A 16889-nucleotide genomic window follows, 5' to 3' on the forward strand; every position below is an offset into this window, starting at 1 on the left:
TCGCCGCGCGGGCGTTGCCCCTGTGCGGGGCGGCACTTACTTTCTTTGCCGCCGCAAAGAAAGTAAGCAAAGAAAGCGGGCTCACACCGCCAGTGCTTGACCTTTACCCACGGGCTCTCAGCGGCCCCATCCTTCGCGCCGCAGTGTGCTCGCTAATGTTCGTTGCCAACACTCTAGCTAAACGCCTCACCCGCTTCAAGCTCGTGTGGCATGGCTAAGGGGCATCGACCCGTTCAGCGCCGCATGTCGGTAGTGAATGAGGTTGCTGTGTCGTACGGGGCAACGCCCGCACTTGAGCCGCATCGCATAGCGAGGGTTTCCTGTGCGGTGCGAATGCCTACACACAGTTTGCCGCAAAGGGGCGCGGGAATCTCCGATGTCGCGGGCCGCAACGCACGTGCATGAAGCGGGTGAGGCATTCAGATAGTGCGCTGGCAACGAACATGAGCCGTGTGTGCTGCCGGCTGAAGGATGGGGACGTTGAGAGCCCGTGGGTAAACGTCAAGCACTGGCGGTGTGAGCCCGCTTTCTTTGCTTACTTTCTTTGCGGCGGCAAAGAAAGTGAGTGCCGCCCCGCACAGGGGCAACGCCCGCGCCGCGAGGCGCAATCGCGGATGCCAGCGACAAAGGCAAAAAACCAACCAGCGTCGCAGACAAAAAACCTACTTCGGCGCAATATCGCGCCTCACCCTCATGATGTGCTGCTCGACATAGAAAGCAGCCGCATCCGCATCCCCATCGACGATCGCCTCATAAATCAGACGGTGCTCCGACACATACAGCCGGATGCGCCCCGGATCGTGGATGCCGTCGTCCTTGAGGCGCTTCCATAGCGGCTGGTCCATCGCCTGCGCGACTTCGTCGGCGATCTTCACGAGCAGCGCGTCGCCCGTCATCACGGCGAGCTGCCGGTGGAACAGGCGGTCGCTGTCGTTCCAGAGCGCGCGCTGCTCGGCATCCGATACGTCGTCGATCGAATCCATCTGCGCGAGGTAATGCTCGGCGAGTTCGTCGCGCCGCGCATGTGCGGCCGCCCGGCGCGCAATCGCGGGTTCGAGGATCAGGCGCACGTCCAGCGCGGAAGTGGGACTGATATCGGCGTCGCCCGGCGCGCGATTGTCCGCGCGTGCCGCCGACAGGCGCTGCAACGCGTCCGCGCACACATAGGTGCCGGAGTTGCGCCGCGTCACGACGAGCCCTTCGTTCTGCAGCGCGCCCAGCGCTTCGCGCACGGCGGGCCGGCCCACGCCAAAACGAGCGGCGAGATCGCGCTCGGACGGCAGTCGCGCTTCAGGCGCGAACTGTCCGCCGCGGATGTCGGCGCGCATCCGCTCCGCGACCTGCTCGTATATCTGCTTCGGGCGAAACGCGCGTTCCAGTGCGAATGAAGTCGTGGCCATAGGTGCGTAGCAAGGAATGGACGGCAAGATGCCGTAAGCCGGATTTCGACCAGTTTAGCGCGATAATTGTGAAAGTGGTTGATCAACAACCAAAGCTGGTCTACATTCTGATCCACTATAGCCAAACATGGAGCGAGACGATATGTTCGATATGCAGCCGGCGAGGCCTGTGACGCGAGGCGCGAACGCATCATGAAACTGAACCGCGTGATCAGCACGGTCGAAGTGAATACGGGCGGCGAGCCGTTTCGCATCGTCACGAGCGGGCTGCCGAAGATGCCCGGCAAGACCATCGTCGAGCGGCGCGCGTGGCTGAAGGAACATGCCGATCATCTGCGCCGCGCGCTGATGCTGGAGCCGCGCGGCCACGCCGACATGTACGGCGGCTATCTGACGGAGCCCGTCACCGAGGGCGCCGACTTCGGCATCATCTTCGTCCACAACGAGGGCTATAGCGATCACTGCGGCCACGGCGTGATCGCACTGGCGACGACGGCCGTCGCGCTCGGCTGGGTCGAGCGCGCGGAGCCGGAAACGCGCGTCGGCATCGATGCGCCGTGTGGCTTCATCGAGGCGTTCGTCAAATGGGACGGCGATCACGCGGGCAGCGTGCGCTTCGTCAACGTGCCGTCGTTCATCTGGCAGCGCGACGTAAGCGTTCAGACGCCGAGCTTCGGCACCGTGCGCGGCGATATCGCATTCGGCGGCGCGTTTTATTTCTATACGTCGGGCGCGCCATTCGGGCTTGACGTGCGCGAAGAGCAGGTCGACCGCCTGATCCAGTTCGGCGCCGAAGTGAAGCGCGCGGCCAACGAAGCATTCAAGGTCCAGCATCCGCACATTCCCGAGATCAACCACATTTACGGCACGATCGTCGATAACGCGCCGCGTCATGCGGGCTCGACGCAGGCCAACTGCTGCGTGTTCGCCGACCGCGAAGTGGACCGCTCGCCGACAGGCTCGGGCACGGCGGGACGCGTCGCGCAACTCTATCTGCGCGGCCAGTTGGGCAAGGACGAGACGCTCGTCAACGAGTCGATCATCGGCACGGTGTTTCGTGGACGCGTGCTGTCGGAGACGAAGCTAGACCGCTTCGATGCCGTGATTCCCGAGATCGAGGGCGACGCGCATGTTTGCGGTTTCGCGAACTGGATCGTCGATGAGCGCGATCCGCTGACTTATGGATTTCTGGTTCGCTGAAGGCGCGACTGAACGCACGCCCGAACACAGGATTGAACGCACGACTCAACGTACGAGGAGCACGCCCCGCCATGAGCAGCACGCCGATTTTCGATGCCGCCGAGACGGCCCGCCTGATTCCCTTCCGCGCGCTCGTCGACGCGCTGAAGACGGCCGCCGCCGATTACGCCGCGGGGCGCGTCGCGAGCCCCGAGCGGCTCGTGGTGCCGCTGAACGACAACGGCATCATGCTGTCGATGCCGGCCGCCGCGCCCGATCTCGCGATCCACAAGCTCGTCAACGTGTGCCCGCGCAATGGCGAGCGCGCGCTGCCGACGATCCACGGCCAGGTCACGACGTTCGACCCCGATACGGGAAAGACGCTGTTCATTCTCGACGGTCCGACCGTCACGGGGCGCCGCACGGCCGCGATGACGATGCTCGGCATCGAGACGCTCTCGCGCGCCGCGCCGAAGGACTTTCTGTTGATTGGCACCGGCACGCAGGCTGCGAACCACCTACAGGCGATCGGCGAGCTGTATCCGGACGCGCGCGTGCGCGTGCGGGGCACGTCGGCGGCTCGCGCGCAGGCGTTCTGCGATGCGCAGCGCGGCAGCGTGCGCGATCTTCAACCGCTCGCCGAAACGGCGACGCCCGATTCCGTCGATGTCGCGATCGCGCTGACGACGAGCCGCCAGGCCGTCTACGACGAAGCGCCTCGCGCGGGGCGGCTCGTGATCGGCGTCGGCGCGTTCACGCCGCAGATGTGCGAGATCGGCGCGCGCACGCTCGCGGGCAGCGCGCTCTACGTCGACGATCTGGCGGGCGCGAAGCACGAGGCGGGCGATTTCATCCAGGCGGGCATCGACTGGTCGAAGGTGACGGGCATGGCGGACGCGCTCGAGCGCAAGCCGGCGCTCGACGGGCCGATCGTGTTCAAGACCGTCGGTTGCGCGGCCTGGGATCTGGCCGCGGGACGCGTCGCGCGATCGACGCTGGGCGCGGGCTGAGTGTGCGCAAGCGCGCTCGCGTCTGTGATTGCGAGTGCGAGTGCGGAGCGTGTTGCCCGTCTCGCGAGGGAGAGTGATCCGGCACGAACGAACGTGCGTGTCGTGTCACGAGAGCAAGCGTGCAAACAATCCGAAAACGTTGCACCATAGTCGTCTCGCGCAAACGCGTCCGGCGTAGGCGCTGCCTGAAAGGGTGGCCCGGACGGGCTTGCGTTTCTCCCAGCAGTTCATCTTTCGCGACCGCGCTATGACGACTTCCAACGCTCCCGCCTCGCCGGACATTCCGCTCGACATGATCATCTTCGGCGGCGCCGGCGATCTGTCAGCCCGCAAGCTGCTGCCCGCACTGTACATGGCGCACACGCACGGCAATCTGCCCGCCGAGACGCGCATCCTCGCGATCGGCCGCCGCGAATGGCAACGCGAAGACTATCTGAAATGGATGGATGAGCAGAGCAAGCCCTTCATCGAGTCGAAGGCGTTCGACTCGGCCGCATGGGACCACTTTCTCGCGCTCTTCGAGTACGTGCGTGTCGACGTCGATCAGCCCGCCGATTACGCGCGTCTCGCCGAAGCGTCGCGCAAGGATGCGCTGCGGGTGTTCTATCTGTCGACGTCGCCGGAACTGTTCACGGCCATTTGCGACAACCTCGCTTCGCACGATCTCGTCGACGAGCGCGCACGCGTCGTGCTCGAAAAGCCGCTCGGCCACGATCTCGAATCGGCGAAGGCGATCAACAACTCGGTCGGCAGGCATTTCGAAGAGCATCAGATTTATCGGATCGATCACTACCTCGGCAAGGAGACGGTGCAGAACCTGATGGTGCTGCGCTTCGGCAACGCGATCTTCGGGCCGCTGTGGCAGGCGCCGTATATCCGCAGCGTGCAGATCACGGTGGCCGAGTCGGTCGGCGTGGGTACGCGCGCGGGCTTCTACGACCATACGGGCGCGATGCGCGACATGGTGCAGAACCACCTGCTTCAGTTGCTGTGCATCGTCGCGATGGAACCGCCCGTTTCGCTCGATGCGGATGCCGTGCGCGACGAGAAGCTGAAGGTGCTGCGCTCGCTGCGTCCGATGACAGCGGAAGACATTACGCGCGATACGGTGCGCGGCCAGTACACGGCAGGTGCAGTCGGCGGCGAGCCCGTCAAGGGCTATCTGGAAGAAGCGAACGTGCCGCCCGACAGCCGCGCTGAGACCTTTGTCGCATTGCGCGCGCATATCAACAACTGGCGCTGGGCCAACGTGCCGTTCTATCTGCGCACGGGGAAACGGATGGCGAAGAAGGTGTCGGAGATCGTGATCGAATTCGCGGACATGCCGTTCTCGATCATGCCGAACAGTCCGTGCGGTCCGCGCAATTGCGGCAACCGTCTGGTGATCCAGCTTCAGCCCGCCGAGTCGATCCAGTTGCAGATGCTCGCGAAAGAGCCGGGCAGCGGCATGCGCACCTTGCCCGTGAATCTGAACCTCGATCTGGAGCAGGCGTTCACGAGCCGTCGCGCGGAAGCGTATGAGCGTTTGCTGGTCGACGTCGTGCGCGGCAGGCTCACGCACTTCATGCGCCGCGACGAGCTGGAAGCGGCATGGACGTGGGTCGATCCCATCATCGAAAGCTGGAAGCGCAATGGTGACAAGCCGCGTGGGTATACGGCCGGGACGTTCGGGCCGGGGGCTTCGACGGCGATGATGGCAAGGGATAATATGGTTTGGTCGGAGGAGACGTGATCGGCTTTGGTTGAATCGTGAATTGAGGGAAGGTGGAGAGGGAGGCTGTGGGCGTAGACACATGGTCACATTACCGCGACCCCGGTTTCGGTTGTCGATCATATTCTGCCGAAGCCGAACGCGAAGAAAGAGCATCAACCCGCCATGCCGTGGCGCGATGTGCCTGCCTTCGTCAGGGCGCACATCGCTAACTTCGAGCGCGGCGATCGCACACGCGCCGTCTTCACTGGGCGAAAGATGTAGCGGCCTTCTCTTGTGCGGATCTTCGGATGCTTGGGACAGGTATTTGACGCAAGCGGTTCGCCCCCTCACTGCTCGTGAATTTTTTTTGCACGATGGCGGCGTACCGCGAAGTAGCAGAGAAAGAGAAAAGCGCCAACTAGCAGCGTTGCTATTGCCCAATAAAGCAACGCTGCGAGTGCTTCCATGTCGTCGGGGTTTGCCAGGTCACTGCGTCCAATGACAGACAGACAGAACCTTATAAACATCTCAACCGAATACGGCATGTCGCTGCAAGGGAATATATCGGTAATGTTCCCGCATGGAATCAGGTCAGGGAGGTGCGAGAGATACAGCCCACCGATAACCGACGCTGCAATGAAAGCGGCGCAAACTACCAACTTCACCGCGATTTTCTTCACTTTACCTCAACAGTTCCATACGCCCGCAATGCTGTACCTAGGACAAGAATTTGACGCAAACGATTCGCCACTCACTGGCTGTGAATTTTTTTGGCGCGATGGCGGCGTACCGCAAAGTAGCAGAGAAAGAGAAAAGCGCCAACTAGCAGCGTGGCGATTGCCCAATAAAACACCAACGCAAGTGTTGCCATATCCTCTGGGTTTCCTAGGTATTCTGCGCCAGTTACGGACAGGCAGAATCGAATAAAGGTCTCCACAAATATCGGCATATTGAACGGTAATGCTGCAATGACATACGTTAGCTGCCATCCTCCGATGGCCGACGCCATGCTCCACGCTGCGTATCGCAATATCCGTTTCACGAGCGACATATTCACTTGACCTCGACGGTTCCATAGGCTCTCAACGTTGTGCCTGGTACTGGCAGGGTCTTTCCTCGCGAACGGATGAATTTTTGAAGATGGTCGAAATCGTAAGGGGCAACGACTGTAATACAACCGTGACTCAATCCGAAAGGACCTTTGGGGTGCAACCTGAAATTACCTCGTTCGATGTCGTTGATATTGGTCGTATCGCCGGATAACGGATTCCAGAGCATGAACCACGTACGTCTGTCGGTTGAGCCGTAGGCATGCGCATCCCACCAGTCGTACAGGAAGCCAAGGTAACCGCCCGACTGGCGATCCACAAGGTAATACGTCCCTTTCGGAAGGGGGCCAACGTTTTCTATGGCCGTTTTATCGGGATTGTCCCTGCCTTGACCGGTTCCCGAAAATGCCTCTACGGACGCGGTTCCTTCACAGGTGAGAGTAGAGGACTCCTGCTTGTTAAGAACAAAAGTGCATTTGACGGGCATTTCACTTACTCCGAGTCAATTGGTCGTATTGTTCTTGACGTACAAGGTAGCAGTGATCGCACCGCCACTTCCCCCTAGCTGGTTCTGCACGAAGTATTCATGCTTCATTGTCGCAAAAGAAAGGTGCACGTCTTCGTGACAAGCATCGCCGCCGCCGACAGGCTCAACCTCGGTAATGACCACGTCGTACATCGTGATTTTCAAGTACTCGAATGGTGTTCCTCCCGCCTTTCGCGCGGTCAATTTCACCTGGTCAATGTGCTTACCCGTAAAGCAATACTTGGCCAGATTCGGCCTGGCGCGGTCTAGCTGGTGCGTGAATTGAAGATCGGAAACCGTAGCCTTACCCGCACCGCCGCCGGAGCCCGACATCATGGTCGACTGCTGCGAAACTTTCCAACGCCATCCGATTACATCGATTTCGTTTATGTGCGAAGCATCCTGCGATTCGCCATCGATACCGTTGATTTTGATGAAGATGTCAGCCATTCCCGTTCCTGTTGTGTTTATGGGTTTTCCAGCGTATTGCGTATTTCAATCGCCTTCTGGACAGGGCCGCTTGCGTTGGTGTTATCCGCGTCAAAGGACGGGGAGAGCATCGCAACCCGGCCTCTACCATCCTCAATAGTGCTGTGGGCGGATACAAGAATTGTCCGAAAAAGTGAGTGACGCAAAGAAGGCGCGCATTTCTTATTGCGCTACATCCCGTTGTTGGGAGCATCTTATGAGGCGGAAGAATTCGCATATTGCGCACGCTGGCGGCGCGTAACGCGAGCCGTTGTCGCGGACGATTTTCCGCAACAACCGTTGTCCCGCACGTGAAGGTGGGAAGTCCGTATAACGCGAACCCCAGCGCAATGCGAACAACGCCGCTAGCCCTGCCGCACAGGGCGTCGCTGTATTTACTAGCGTAATGCGAACATCCTTCGAGAATGTTCGCTACTGCCGTTTCGCGGTTCGCCGCGTCCGCATGGCAACGCTCGCCGGGAAGGAACACGCGTCCATTACACACGTCATTCCCTTACTGGGTTTTGATCTACATCTTGGCGGAGAGCGTGTTCGCCTTTTTCGCTTGAACTGCGGATATTCGCGCCCCCTTCAAAACACATCCACCCTCCCCGGAAACGTCTCCTCATACGCAGCAGCCGCATCGCCCTCAACCGGCGTTCCGCCGCGTTGTTCCCTGAACATCACCGGGGGCATGCCGAACTCTTTGCGGAACTCGCGTCCCAGATGCGACGCGTCAGAAAACCCGCAACTCGACGCGATATCCGCGACAGTACGATCCGAACTCGTCAGCAGCCAGGCAGCCGTCCTTAACCGCACCTGCTTCGCAAACGCCTGCGGACTCTTGCCCGTCTCCGCCTTGAACAGCCGCTCCAGCTGACGCGGCGACAGATCCAGCTTGCAAGCCAGTTCCTCTAGCGGCAGCGTGCGCCCGACGTGCTGCTCCATCAGCAGGATCGCGCGCTTGACCTTCGGATGCGTCGCCGGTTCGAGTCCCGGCGGATGCGGCTGCGGCGCGTTCCCTTTCTGCATCTCGCCGACGAGCAGAATCCGCAGTGCCTTCTGAACCGTCGCCGTCTCGAAGTGCCGCAGCAGGATGGCCGCCGCGACGTCGATCGACGCGCGTCCGCCCGAGCACGTGATCCGTCGACGGTCGATCACGAACAGCCGGTCCGCGATCAGCGCATCGGAATTGACGGAAGGAAAGCGCTCGACGAAATCCCAGTAGTGAAACCAGCTGACGCAGATCCGGTGCTCGTCGAGCACGCCCGCTCGCATCAGCGCGAACACGCCCGTGCAGATGCCGACCACCGTCGCGTTCGAGCGCGCGGCGTTGCGGATGAACTGCAAGGTCTCGTCGCTGGCCTGCGGCCCCGAATGCAGCAGCCCGCCGACGACGACCACATAGTCGAACGGCTCGGCATCGGCGAACGTTTCCCATGGCGTGATCTGGATGCCGCAACTCGCGCGCACGGGCGCGAGCGACTCGCCGATCACGCTCCATGAGCAGCGCACAGGTTTGCTGTAGTCGCCTTCGTCGGCGGACAGACGCAGCATGTCGACGAAGCCTGAAAAAGCCGTCAGCGTGAAGTTGGGCAGCAGGATGATGCCGAAGCGGATGCGCTCTTTGGGCAGCGCATCGATGGAAGTCAGCGGTAGCGAATCAACGATGGTCATGGCGCGATGGCGCAGGAAAACGTCATAAGGTCCGGCAAGCTGAACAGAGGCTGACGACGAAGCAAAACGAAAACGCAGCGCAAACACGCAGCACTAAAACGCGCATGCGTGGGGATAACCCTAGCGTCGCCGATCCGGCTTCGCGCCTCTTGTCCTTTTCCGACACCGACTTTCGCGGATGCGAAGCGCGTCGGCCCCCAACAGGCATGCGATCCGGCGATCCCGCACGCGCTCGACTTGCGTTTTTCCGTCGCGGAGTTGCGCAGAAACGCAGCCGGAGCGGGGGCTGGCGTCGCCATCCCACGTCGATGCCGTTTTTGTTCTATCTGCGGATTTTACGCTTTGGTGTACTGGCGTCACTTCGCAATCTTCGCGTTTCCGCCCACTCAACTGAGCAAGGTTTCCATGAACGTCAGCGTTTTCGACCTGTTCAAGATCGGCATCGGCCCATCGAGTTCGCACACCGTCGGCCCGATGATCGCCGCATGCCGCTTCGCTTCGCATATCGAGGACGCGAATCTGCTCGCGTTCGTGCGCCGCGTGAAAGTCGAGCTGTACGGCTCGCTCGGCGCGACAGGCAAGGGCCACGGCACCGACAAGGCGGTGCTGCTCGGCCTCGAAGGCCATCTGCCCGACACCATCGACCCGGACCTGATCGAGCCGCGCCTGGCTCAAATCCGCAAGGACAAGCGCCTGTCGCTGCTCGGCAAGCACGAGATCGGCTTCGAGGAAAAGGAGCACATCGCGTTCTTCCGCCGCCTGATGAGCGGCACGGGCAGCGTCGTGCATCCGAACGGCATGCGCTTCCAGGCCTTCGACGAGAACGGCCAGCTGCTCGTCGAGAAAGAGTATTACTCGGTCGGCGGCGGCTTTGTCGTGAACCGCGAAGGCGATCGCGTGAACGGCGTGCGCGCGGGCGGCGAAGTGCCGTATCCGTTCCGCACGGGCGACGACCTGATGCGCGTGTGCCGGGAAAGCGGCCTCTCCGTGGCGCAGGTGACGTTCGCGAACGAATGCGCGTCGCGCTCGCCGGAAGACGTGCGCGAAGGCCTGCTGACCATCTGGCGCACGATGGCCGCGTGCGTCGAGCGCGGCTGCAAGATGCACGGCGAGCTGCCCGGCCCGATGCGCGTGAAGCGCCGCGCCGCCGATCTCTCGGTGCAACTGCGCTCGCGTTCGGAAGAGTCGCTGCGCGATCCGCTGTCGATGCTCGACTGGGTCAACCTGTACGCGATGGCCGTCAACGAAGAGAACGCCGCGGGCGGCCGCGTCGTCACCGCGCCGACCAACGGTGCGGCCGGCGTGATTCCCGCCGTGCTGCACTACTACGTGAAGTTCGTGCCGGGCTCGAACGAGAACGGCATCGTCGATTTCCTTTTGACGGCGGCTGCCATCGGCATCATCTACAAGGAAACGGCGTCCATTTCCGGTGCGGAAGTGGGCTGCCAGGGCGAAGTGGGCGTCGCGTGCTCGATGGCCGCGGCGGCGCTCGCGGCCGTGATGGGCGGCACGCCGACGCAAGTCGAGAACGCCGCGGAGATCGGCATGGAGCACAACCTCGGCATGACCTGTGATCCCGTCGGCGGCCTCGTGCAGATTCCGTGCATCGAGCGCAACGCAATGGGCGCGATCAAGGCGCTGAACGCTTCGCGCATGGCGCTGAAGGGCGACGGCCAGCACTACGTGACGCTCGACAACGTCATCAAGACGATGCGCGAAACGGGCGCCGACATGAAAACGAAATACAAGGAGACGTCGCGCGGTGGTCTCGCCGTGAACGTCATCGAATGCTAATGGAAACCAGCAAGGCAACGACGAAGGGGTCTGCACGATGAGCCGCTATTCGATATTCAGTCTGTTCCGCAACGGGTTGTCGTATCACGAGAACTGGGAGCGACAGTGGAGGAGCCCGGAACCGAAGAAGGAATACGACGTCGTGATCGTCGGCGGCGGCGGGCATGGTCTTGCGACCGCGTACTACCTTGCGAAAGAACACGGCGTGAAGAACGTCGCGATTCTGGAGAAGGGCTGGATCGGCGGCGGCAATACGGCGCGCAACACGACCATCGTGCGTTCGAACTATCTGTGGGACGAATCGGCGGCGCTGTACGAGAAGGCGATGAAGCTGTGGGAAGGCCTCTCGCAGGACCTCAATTACAACGTGATGTTCAGCCAGCGCGGCGTGATGAACCTCGCGCACACGTTGCAGGACGTGCGCGACACCGAGCGCCGCGTGAACGCGAACCGGCTGAACGGCGTCGATGCCGAGTTCCTCACGCCCGAGCAGATCAAGGAAATCGAGCCGACGATCAACCTGAACAGCCGCTACCCGGTGCTCGGCGCATCGATCCAGCGGCGCGCGGGCGTCGCTCGGCACGATGCCGTTGCATGGGGCTTCGCGCGCGGCGCGGACCAGGCGGGCGTTGACATCATCCAGAACTGCCAGGTGACGGGCATTCGCCGCGACGGCGGCCGCGTGACGGGCGTCGATACCGTGAAGGGCTTCATCAAGGCGAAGAAGGTCGCCGTCGTCGCAGCCGGCAACACGACGACGCTCGCCGACATGGCGGGCATCCGTCTGCCGCTCGAAAGCCATCCGTTGCAGGCGCTCGTGTCCGAGCCCATCAAGCCCGTGGTCAACTCGGTGATCATGTCGAACGCGGTGCACGCGTACATCAGCCAGTCCGACAAGGGCGATCTCGTGATCGGCGCGGGCGTCGACCAGTACACGGGCTTCGGCCAGCGCGGCAGCTTCCACATCATCGAAGGCACGCTGCAGGCAATCGTCGAAATGTTCCCGGTGTTCTCGCGCGTGCGGATGAACCGCCAGTGGGGCGGCATCGTCGACGTGTCGCCGGATGCTTGCCCGATCATCAGCAAGACCGATGTAAAGGGCCTGTACTTCAACTGCGGCTGGGGCACGGGCGGCTTCAAGGCGACGCCTGGTTCGGGCTGGGTGTTCGCGCACACGATCGCGAACGACGAGCCCCATCCGCTGAACGCGCCGTTCTCGCTGGACCGCTTCTACACCGGCCATCTGATCGACGAGCACGGCGCCGCTGCCGTGGCCCACTAATCACGGACACCTGGAGAAAGAAACATGCTGATGATCGAATGCCCGTGGTGCGGGGCGCGCGCCGAATCCGAATTCTCGTGCGGAGGCGAAGCCGACATCGCGCGTCCGCTCGACACCGACAAGCTCAGCGACAAGGAATGGGGCGACTACCTGTTCATGCGCAAGAACCCGCGCGGCGTGCACCGCGAGCAGTGGATGCACACGCAGGGCTGCCGCCGCTGGTTCATGGCGACGCGCGACACCGTCTCCTATCAGATTCAAGGCTACGACACGTTCAAGACGGGCCATGCGTCCGCTGACGCTCAAGAGGGCAACAAGCAATGAGCCAGATAAACCGCCTCGGCGCCGGTGGGCGCATCAACCGCGCGATTCCGCTGACCTTCACGTTCAACGGCCGCACATATCAGGGCTTTCAGGGCGACACGCTCGCTTCGGCGCTGCTCGCGAACGGCGTGCACTTCGTCGCGCGCAGCTTCAAGTATCACCGTCCGCGCGGCATCGTCACGGCCGACGTCGCGGAACCGAATGCCGTCGTGCAACTCGAACGCGGCGCGTACACGGTGCCGAATGCGCGTGCGACGGAGATCGAGCTGTATCAGGGCCTCGTCGCGACGAGCGTGAACGCCGAGCCCAATCTCGAACACGATCGCATGGCGATCAACCAGAAGTTCTCGCGCTTCATGCCCGCGGGCTTCTACTACAAGACGTTCATGTGGCCGCAAAAATGGTGGCCGAAGTACGAAGAGAAGATCCGTGAGGCGGCGGGTCTCGGCAAGTCGCCCGATGTGCTCGATGCCGACCGCTACGACAAGTGCTACGCGCATTGCGACGTGCTCGTGGTCGGCGGCGGGCCGACGGGTCTCGCGGCCGCGCATGCGGCGGCTGTCAGCGGCGCGCGCGTGATTCTCGTCGACGACCAGCGCGAGCTCGGCGGCAGTCTGTTGTCGTGCAAGACGGAGATCGACGGACGCCAGGCGATGAGCTGGGTCGAGAAGATCGAAGCGGAACTGTCGCGCATGCCGGACGTGAAGATCCTCACGCGCAGCACGGCGTTCGGCTACCAGGACCATAACCTCGTCACGGTGACGCAGCGCCTGACCGATCATCTGCCCGTGTCGATGCGCAAGGGCACGCGCGAGCTGCTGTGGAAGATCCGCGCGAAGCGCGTGATTCTCGCGACGGGCGCGCACGAGCGTCCCATCGTGTTCGGCAACAACGATCTGCCGGGCGTGATGCTGGCGTCGGCGGTGTCGACGTATATCCAGCGCTTCGGCGTGATGCCGGGCCGCAATGCCGTCGTGTTCACGAACAACGACGCGGGTTATCAGTGCGCGCTCGACATGAAGGCGTGCGGCGCGACGGTGACGGTCGTCGATCCGCGCGCGCAGGGCAGCGGCGCATTGCAGGCGGCGGCGCGCCGTCATGGCGTGAAGATCATGAACAACGCGGCCGTGATGACGGCGCACGGCAAGCAGCGCGTGACGTCGGTCGAAGTGGTCGCGTATGCGAACGGCAAGGCGGGCGCAAAGCAGGCGGATCTGCAATGCGATCTCGTCGCGATGTCGGGCGGCTTCAGCCCCGTGCTGCACCTGTTCGCGCAGTCGGGCGGCAAGGCGCACTGGAACGACACGAAGGCCTGCTTCGTGCCGGGCAAGGGCATGCAGCCGGAGACGAGCGTCGGCGCGGCAGCGGGCGAATTCAGCCTCGCGCGCGGTTTGCGTCTGGCCGTCGATGCGGGCATCGAAGCCGTGAAGTCGATCGGCTATGCAGTGACGCGCCCGCAAGTGCCGCAGGTCGCGGAAGTCAACGAGTCGCCGATCCAGCCGCTGTGGCTCGTCGGCAGCCGCGCGGAAGCGGCGCGCGGGCCGAAGCAGTTCGTCGATTTCCAGAACGACGTGGCGGCGGCGGACATTCTGCTCGCCGCGCGCGAAGGCTTCGAATCCGTCGAGCACGTGAAGCGCTATACGGCGATGGGCTTCGGCACCGATCAGGGCAAGCTCGGCAACATCAACGGCATGGCGATTCTCGCGGATGCGCTCGGCAAGTCGATTCCCGAAACGGGCACGACGACGTTCCGCCCGAACTACACGCCCGTGACCTTCGGCACGTTCGCGGGCCGCGAGCTCGGCGATCTGCTCGACCCGATCCGCAAGACGGCCGTGCATGAATGGCACGTCGAGAACGGCGCGATGTTCGAGGACGTCGGCAACTGGAAGCGCCCCTGGTATTTCCCGTTGAAGGGCGAAGATTTGCACGCGGCCGTGAAGCGCGAATGTCTCGCGGTGCGCAACAGCGTCGGCATTCTCGATGCGTCGACGCTCGGCAAGATCGACATTCAGGGCCCCGATGCCGCGAAGCTGCTGAACTGGATGTACACGAACCCGTGGAGCAAGCTCGAAGTCGGCAAGTGCCGCTACGGCCTGATGCTCGACGAGAACGGCATGGTGTTCGACGACGGCGTGACCGTGCGTCTCGGCGAACAGCACTTCATGATGACGACCACGACGGGCGGCGCGGCGCGTGTGCTCACGTGGATGGAGCGCTGGCTGCAGACCGAGTGGCCCGACATGAAGGTGCGCCTCGCATCCGTCACCGATCACTGGGCGACGTTTGCCGTCGTCGGTCCGAAGAGCCGCAAGGTCGTGCAGAAGGTGTGCAGCGACATCGACTTCGCCAACGAGGCGTTCCCGTTCATGTCGTATCGCAACGGCACCGTCGCGGGTGTGAAGGCGCGCGTGATGCGCATCAGCTTCTCGGGCGAGCTCGCGTATGAAGTGAACGTGCCCGCGAACATGGGCCGCGCGGTGTGGGAAGCGCTGATGGCCGCGGGCGCCGAGTTCGACATCACGCCGTATGGCACGGAAACGATGCACGTGCTGCGCGCGGAGAAGGGCTACATCATCGTCGGGCAGGATACGGACGGCTCGATCACGCCGCACGATCTGGGCATGGGCGGGCTAGTCGCAAAGTCGAAGGACTTCCTCGGACGCCGTTCGCTCACGCGCTCGGACACCGCGAAGGAAGGGCGCAAGCAGTTCGTCGGCCTGCTTTCCGACGACCCGCAGTTCGTGATTCCGGAGGGCAGCCAGATCGTCGCCGGTCCGTTCCAGGGCGATACCGCGCCGATGCTCGGACACGTGACGTCGAGCTACTACAGCCCGATCCTGAAGCGTTCGATCGCGCTCGCCGTGGTCAAGGGCGGACTGAACAAGATGGGCCAGAGCGTGACGATCCCGCTGTCGAGCGGCAAGCAGATCGCTGCGAAGATTGCGAGCCCGGTTTTCTATGACACCGAAGGAGTGCGTCAACATGTGGAATGAAACAAGGAACAATGCACCGGGCGCTACCTCGGCTGTCGTGCAACGGATGGCGGGCCAGCCCTGGCAGGAGTCGCCGCTCGTCGGCGTGGGCGAACTGGTGAAGAAGCACGCGGCCGCGCCGTCGACGAAATTTCATCTGCGTGAGAAGGCGTTTTGCGATCTGGTGACTCTGCGTGGCGATGCGCGCGATGCGGCGTTTTTGAGTGCCGTCGAAAGCGTGACGGGCTGCCGTCCGCCCGTGAAGCCGAATGCGGTTGCGCGCGGCAACGGCTATGACGTGCTATGGCTCGGTCCCGACGAGTGGCTCGTGCGTTCGCAGCAGTCGCAGGCGCCCGTCGCCGAGGACAAGCTGGTCGAGGCGCTGCAAGGGCAGTTCGCATCGGCCGTCGATATCGGCAGCGGCTGGACGGTGCTCGCAGTGAGCGGCGAAAAAGTGCGCGACGTGATCGCGCGCGGCTGTCCGCTCGATCTGCATCCTCGTACGTTCGCGCCTGGCCAGTGCGCGCAGAGTCATTACTTCAAGGCGTCGATCGTGCTCGTGCCCGTCGCCGACGATACGTATGAAATCGTCGTGCGCCGCAGCTTCGCGGATTACTTCGTGCGTATCATGCTCGACGCGGCTGAGCCGCTGATGTCGTGAAGCCGTTCGAAGAATCTCTGGCGGCTTTTGTGCAGCCGTTGCGCGGCTCGCATGGGGCGCGCGGCAGGGGCTGGCGCGTCTTCATCGGCGAACTGCTCGTGTCGACGCGCATCGGCATTCACGCGCACGAGCATCTCGCGCCGCAGCCTGTCGTGATCGACGCGAGTCTTGCGTATCGCTGCGAGCCTTCGGAAGAAGGTTCGCACGCGATGATCGACTACGAGCGCTACTGCAATCGCGTGAGCGAGTTTCTCGCGACGAAGCCGCACACGCGGATGCTCGAAACGCTGGCCGTCGAGATCGCGCAGCTTTCGTTCGACGAGTGGCCCGCGCTCGATGCGCTCACGCTTTCTTTGCACAAGCCGAAGATTCGTGAGGGCACGAAGCGGATCGGCGTCGAGCTGGACTGGACGCGCGCGGATTACGACATGCATCGCGCGGCTTCTGCTGCCCGGCGTTGAGTGGGTGTTCGATATGGCGCGTGCGCATACGTCCGAACTGCTCAAGCGTGCGTATGCGGCCGGCGATGCGCACGCGGCTGTCGAGTTGCTCGATCAGAGCATTGCGCTCGGGCATCGGCGGATTGCGTTGATTCGCTATTTGCAGGCGCAACATCTGGACGCGCCGCTCGATGCGAGGCATCACGAGTACGTGCGGGAAGTTGCCGCGCGGATGAGCCCGGCGACGCTGGCAAGGGTGGTGGGGGAGGCGCGGGCGCGGAGAGTGCGTCAGGTGCGTGAGGATCAGTACGATTGAGACGACGTCGATCAGTTTTGTCCCGGCGATCGAATTGGCTTAATTTACCCTGTCGCTGAAGACGCCGAACTTTAGAAGCGCCAGTTTCGAGATGC

At 62.8% G+C, this 16889-nt stretch carries 17 protein-coding genes; 11 read left to right on the forward strand and 6 right to left on the reverse strand.

Annotated elements, in window-relative coordinates; genetic code table 11:
• The coding region (locus tag BN2476_RS47665; protein WP_218274505.1) for a hypothetical protein at positions 1 to 218 on the forward strand (218 nt) is incomplete at its 5' end.
• Positions 219 to 662: 444 nt separating this feature from the next.
• Here the strand turns inward: BN2476_RS47665 and BN2476_RS08550 are convergent.
• On the reverse strand, positions 663 to 1400 hold the full coding sequence (locus tag BN2476_RS08550) for a FadR/GntR family transcriptional regulator (protein ID WP_087733724.1): 738 nt from the start codon (positions 1398 to 1400) through the stop codon (positions 663 to 665).
• Between the two features lie 192 nt (positions 1401 to 1592).
• On the opposite strand from BN2476_RS08550, the gene lhpH reads away from it, so the two are divergent.
• From lhpH to zwf, 3 genes are all read left to right on the forward strand, one after another.
• Entirely contained in the window at positions 1593 to 2600 is a 1008-nt protein-coding gene (gene lhpH / locus BN2476_RS08555; RefSeq protein WP_087733725.1) for a trans-3-hydroxy-L-proline dehydratase, read from the forward strand.
• Between the two features lie 71 nt (positions 2601 to 2671).
• The gene (gene lhpI, locus BN2476_RS08560; RefSeq protein ID WP_087733726.1) at positions 2672 to 3589 is read left to right on the forward strand and encodes a bifunctional Delta(1)-pyrroline-2-carboxylate/Delta(1)-piperideine-2-carboxylate reductase; all 918 of its coding nucleotides are present in this window, start codon (positions 2672 to 2674) and stop codon (positions 3587 to 3589) included.
• 247 nt (positions 3590 to 3836) lie between these two features.
• On the forward strand, positions 3837 to 5321 hold the full coding sequence (gene zwf, locus BN2476_RS08565) for a glucose-6-phosphate dehydrogenase (RefSeq protein ID WP_087733727.1): 1485 nt from the start codon (positions 3837 to 3839) through the stop codon (positions 5319 to 5321).
• 308 nt (positions 5322 to 5629) lie between these two features.
• Here zwf and BN2476_RS08575 read toward each other — a convergent pair whose 3' ends face one another.
• From BN2476_RS08575 to BN2476_RS08595, 5 genes are all read right to left on the reverse strand, one after another.
• On the reverse strand, positions 5630 to 5962 hold the full coding sequence (locus BN2476_RS08575; RefSeq protein WP_087733728.1) for a hypothetical protein: 333 nt from the start codon (positions 5960 to 5962) through the stop codon (positions 5630 to 5632).
• A 71-nt stretch (positions 5963 to 6033) separates the two neighbouring features.
• Positions 6034 to 6291: a hypothetical protein gene (locus tag BN2476_RS08580; RefSeq protein WP_143810923.1), complete on the reverse strand. Its 258-nt coding sequence runs from the start codon at positions 6289 to 6291 to the stop codon at positions 6034 to 6036.
• 44 nt (positions 6292 to 6335) lie between these two features.
• Positions 6336 to 6818, reverse strand: a complete 483-nt coding sequence (locus BN2476_RS08585; RefSeq protein WP_087733730.1) for a DUF2778 domain-containing protein — start codon at positions 6816 to 6818, stop codon at positions 6336 to 6338.
• A gap of 15 nt (positions 6819 to 6833) precedes the next feature.
• Positions 6834 to 7307 (reverse strand): Hcp family type VI secretion system effector, encoded by a 474-nt coding sequence (locus BN2476_RS08590; RefSeq protein ID WP_087733731.1) that lies wholly within the window; start codon positions 7305 to 7307, stop codon positions 6834 to 6836.
• Between the two features lie 609 nt (positions 7308 to 7916).
• Complete coding sequence (locus BN2476_RS08595) at positions 7917 to 9002, reverse strand: GlxA family transcriptional regulator (protein ID WP_087733732.1); 1086 nt, start codon at positions 9000 to 9002, stop codon at positions 7917 to 7919.
• Positions 9003 to 9407: 405 nt separating this feature from the next.
• Here BN2476_RS08595 and BN2476_RS08600 point away from each other — a divergent pair, with 405 nt between their 5' ends.
• From BN2476_RS08600 to BN2476_RS08630, 7 genes are read left to right on the forward strand one after another with little or no spacing between them, the layout of a single operon-like run.
• Positions 9408 to 10796, forward strand: coding sequence for an L-serine ammonia-lyase (locus BN2476_RS08600; RefSeq protein ID WP_087733764.1), 1389 nt, complete (start codon positions 9408 to 9410; stop codon positions 10794 to 10796).
• Between the two features lie 37 nt (positions 10797 to 10833).
• Positions 10834 to 12078, forward strand: coding sequence for a sarcosine oxidase subunit beta family protein (locus tag BN2476_RS08605; RefSeq protein ID WP_087733733.1), 1245 nt, complete (start codon positions 10834 to 10836; stop codon positions 12076 to 12078).
• Between the two features lie 24 nt (positions 12079 to 12102).
• Positions 12103 to 12402 (forward strand): sarcosine oxidase subunit delta, encoded by a 300-nt coding sequence (locus tag BN2476_RS08610; protein WP_087733734.1) that lies wholly within the window; start codon positions 12103 to 12105, stop codon positions 12400 to 12402.
• On the forward strand, positions 12399 to 15398 hold the full coding sequence (locus tag BN2476_RS08615) for a sarcosine oxidase subunit alpha family protein (RefSeq protein WP_087733735.1): 3000 nt from the start codon (positions 12399 to 12401) through the stop codon (positions 15396 to 15398). The genes BN2476_RS08610 and BN2476_RS08615 overlap by 4 nt, the downstream gene beginning before the upstream one ends.
• Positions 15388 to 16038, forward strand: a complete 651-nt coding sequence (locus tag BN2476_RS08620; protein ID WP_087733736.1) for a sarcosine oxidase subunit gamma — start codon at positions 15388 to 15390, stop codon at positions 16036 to 16038. The genes BN2476_RS08615 and BN2476_RS08620 overlap by 11 nt, the downstream gene beginning before the upstream one ends.
• A complete protein-coding gene (locus BN2476_RS08625; protein ID WP_087733737.1) occupies positions 16035 to 16499 on the forward strand; it encodes a dihydroneopterin aldolase in 465 nt (154 codons plus the stop codon). Before BN2476_RS08620 ends, BN2476_RS08625 begins: the two co-directional genes overlap by 4 nt.
• Before the next feature lie 13 nt (positions 16500 to 16512).
• Entirely contained in the window at positions 16513 to 16794 is a 282-nt protein-coding gene (locus tag BN2476_RS08630) for a hypothetical protein (RefSeq protein ID WP_087733738.1), read from the forward strand.
• The last annotated feature ends 95 nt before the right edge of the window (positions 16795 to 16889 follow it).

The sequence above is a fragment of the Paraburkholderia piptadeniae genome, from assembly GCF_900007165.1.
Lineage (GTDB): Bacteria > Pseudomonadota > Gammaproteobacteria > Burkholderiales > Burkholderiaceae > Paraburkholderia > Paraburkholderia piptadeniae.

Coding starts and splice junctions, on each gene's coding strand:
- BN2476_RS08550 (WP_087733724.1), bottom strand. CDS start 1,400: ATGGCCACGACTTCATTCGCACTGGAACGCGCGTTTCGCCCGAAGCAG.
- lhpH (WP_087733725.1), top strand. CDS start 1,593: ATGAAACTGAACCGCGTGATCAGCACGGTCGAAGTGAATACGGGCGGC.
- lhpI (WP_087733726.1), top strand. CDS start 2,672: ATGAGCAGCACGCCGATTTTCGATGCCGCCGAGACGGCCCGCCTGATT.
- zwf (WP_087733727.1), top strand. CDS start 3,837: ATGACGACTTCCAACGCTCCCGCCTCGCCGGACATTCCGCTCGACATG.
- BN2476_RS08580 (WP_143810923.1), bottom strand. CDS start 6,291: ATGGCGTCGGCCATCGGAGGATGGCAGCTAACGTATGTCATTGCAGCA.
- BN2476_RS08585 (WP_087733730.1), bottom strand. CDS start 6,818: ATGCCCGTCAAATGCACTTTTGTTCTTAACAAGCAGGAGTCCTCTACT.
- BN2476_RS08590 (WP_087733731.1), bottom strand. CDS start 7,307: ATGGCTGACATCTTCATCAAAATCAACGGTATCGATGGCGAATCGCAG.
- BN2476_RS08595 (WP_087733732.1), bottom strand. CDS start 9,002: ATGACCATCGTTGATTCGCTACCGCTGACTTCCATCGATGCGCTGCCC.
- BN2476_RS08600 (WP_087733764.1), top strand. CDS start 9,408: ATGAACGTCAGCGTTTTCGACCTGTTCAAGATCGGCATCGGCCCATCG.
- BN2476_RS08605 (WP_087733733.1), top strand. CDS start 10,834: ATGAGCCGCTATTCGATATTCAGTCTGTTCCGCAACGGGTTGTCGTAT.
- BN2476_RS08610 (WP_087733734.1), top strand. CDS start 12,103: ATGCTGATGATCGAATGCCCGTGGTGCGGGGCGCGCGCCGAATCCGAA.
- BN2476_RS08615 (WP_087733735.1), top strand. CDS start 12,399: ATGAGCCAGATAAACCGCCTCGGCGCCGGTGGGCGCATCAACCGCGCG.
- BN2476_RS08620 (WP_087733736.1), top strand. CDS start 15,388: ATGTGGAATGAAACAAGGAACAATGCACCGGGCGCTACCTCGGCTGTC.
- BN2476_RS08630 (WP_087733738.1), top strand. CDS start 16,513: ATGGCGCGTGCGCATACGTCCGAACTGCTCAAGCGTGCGTATGCGGCC.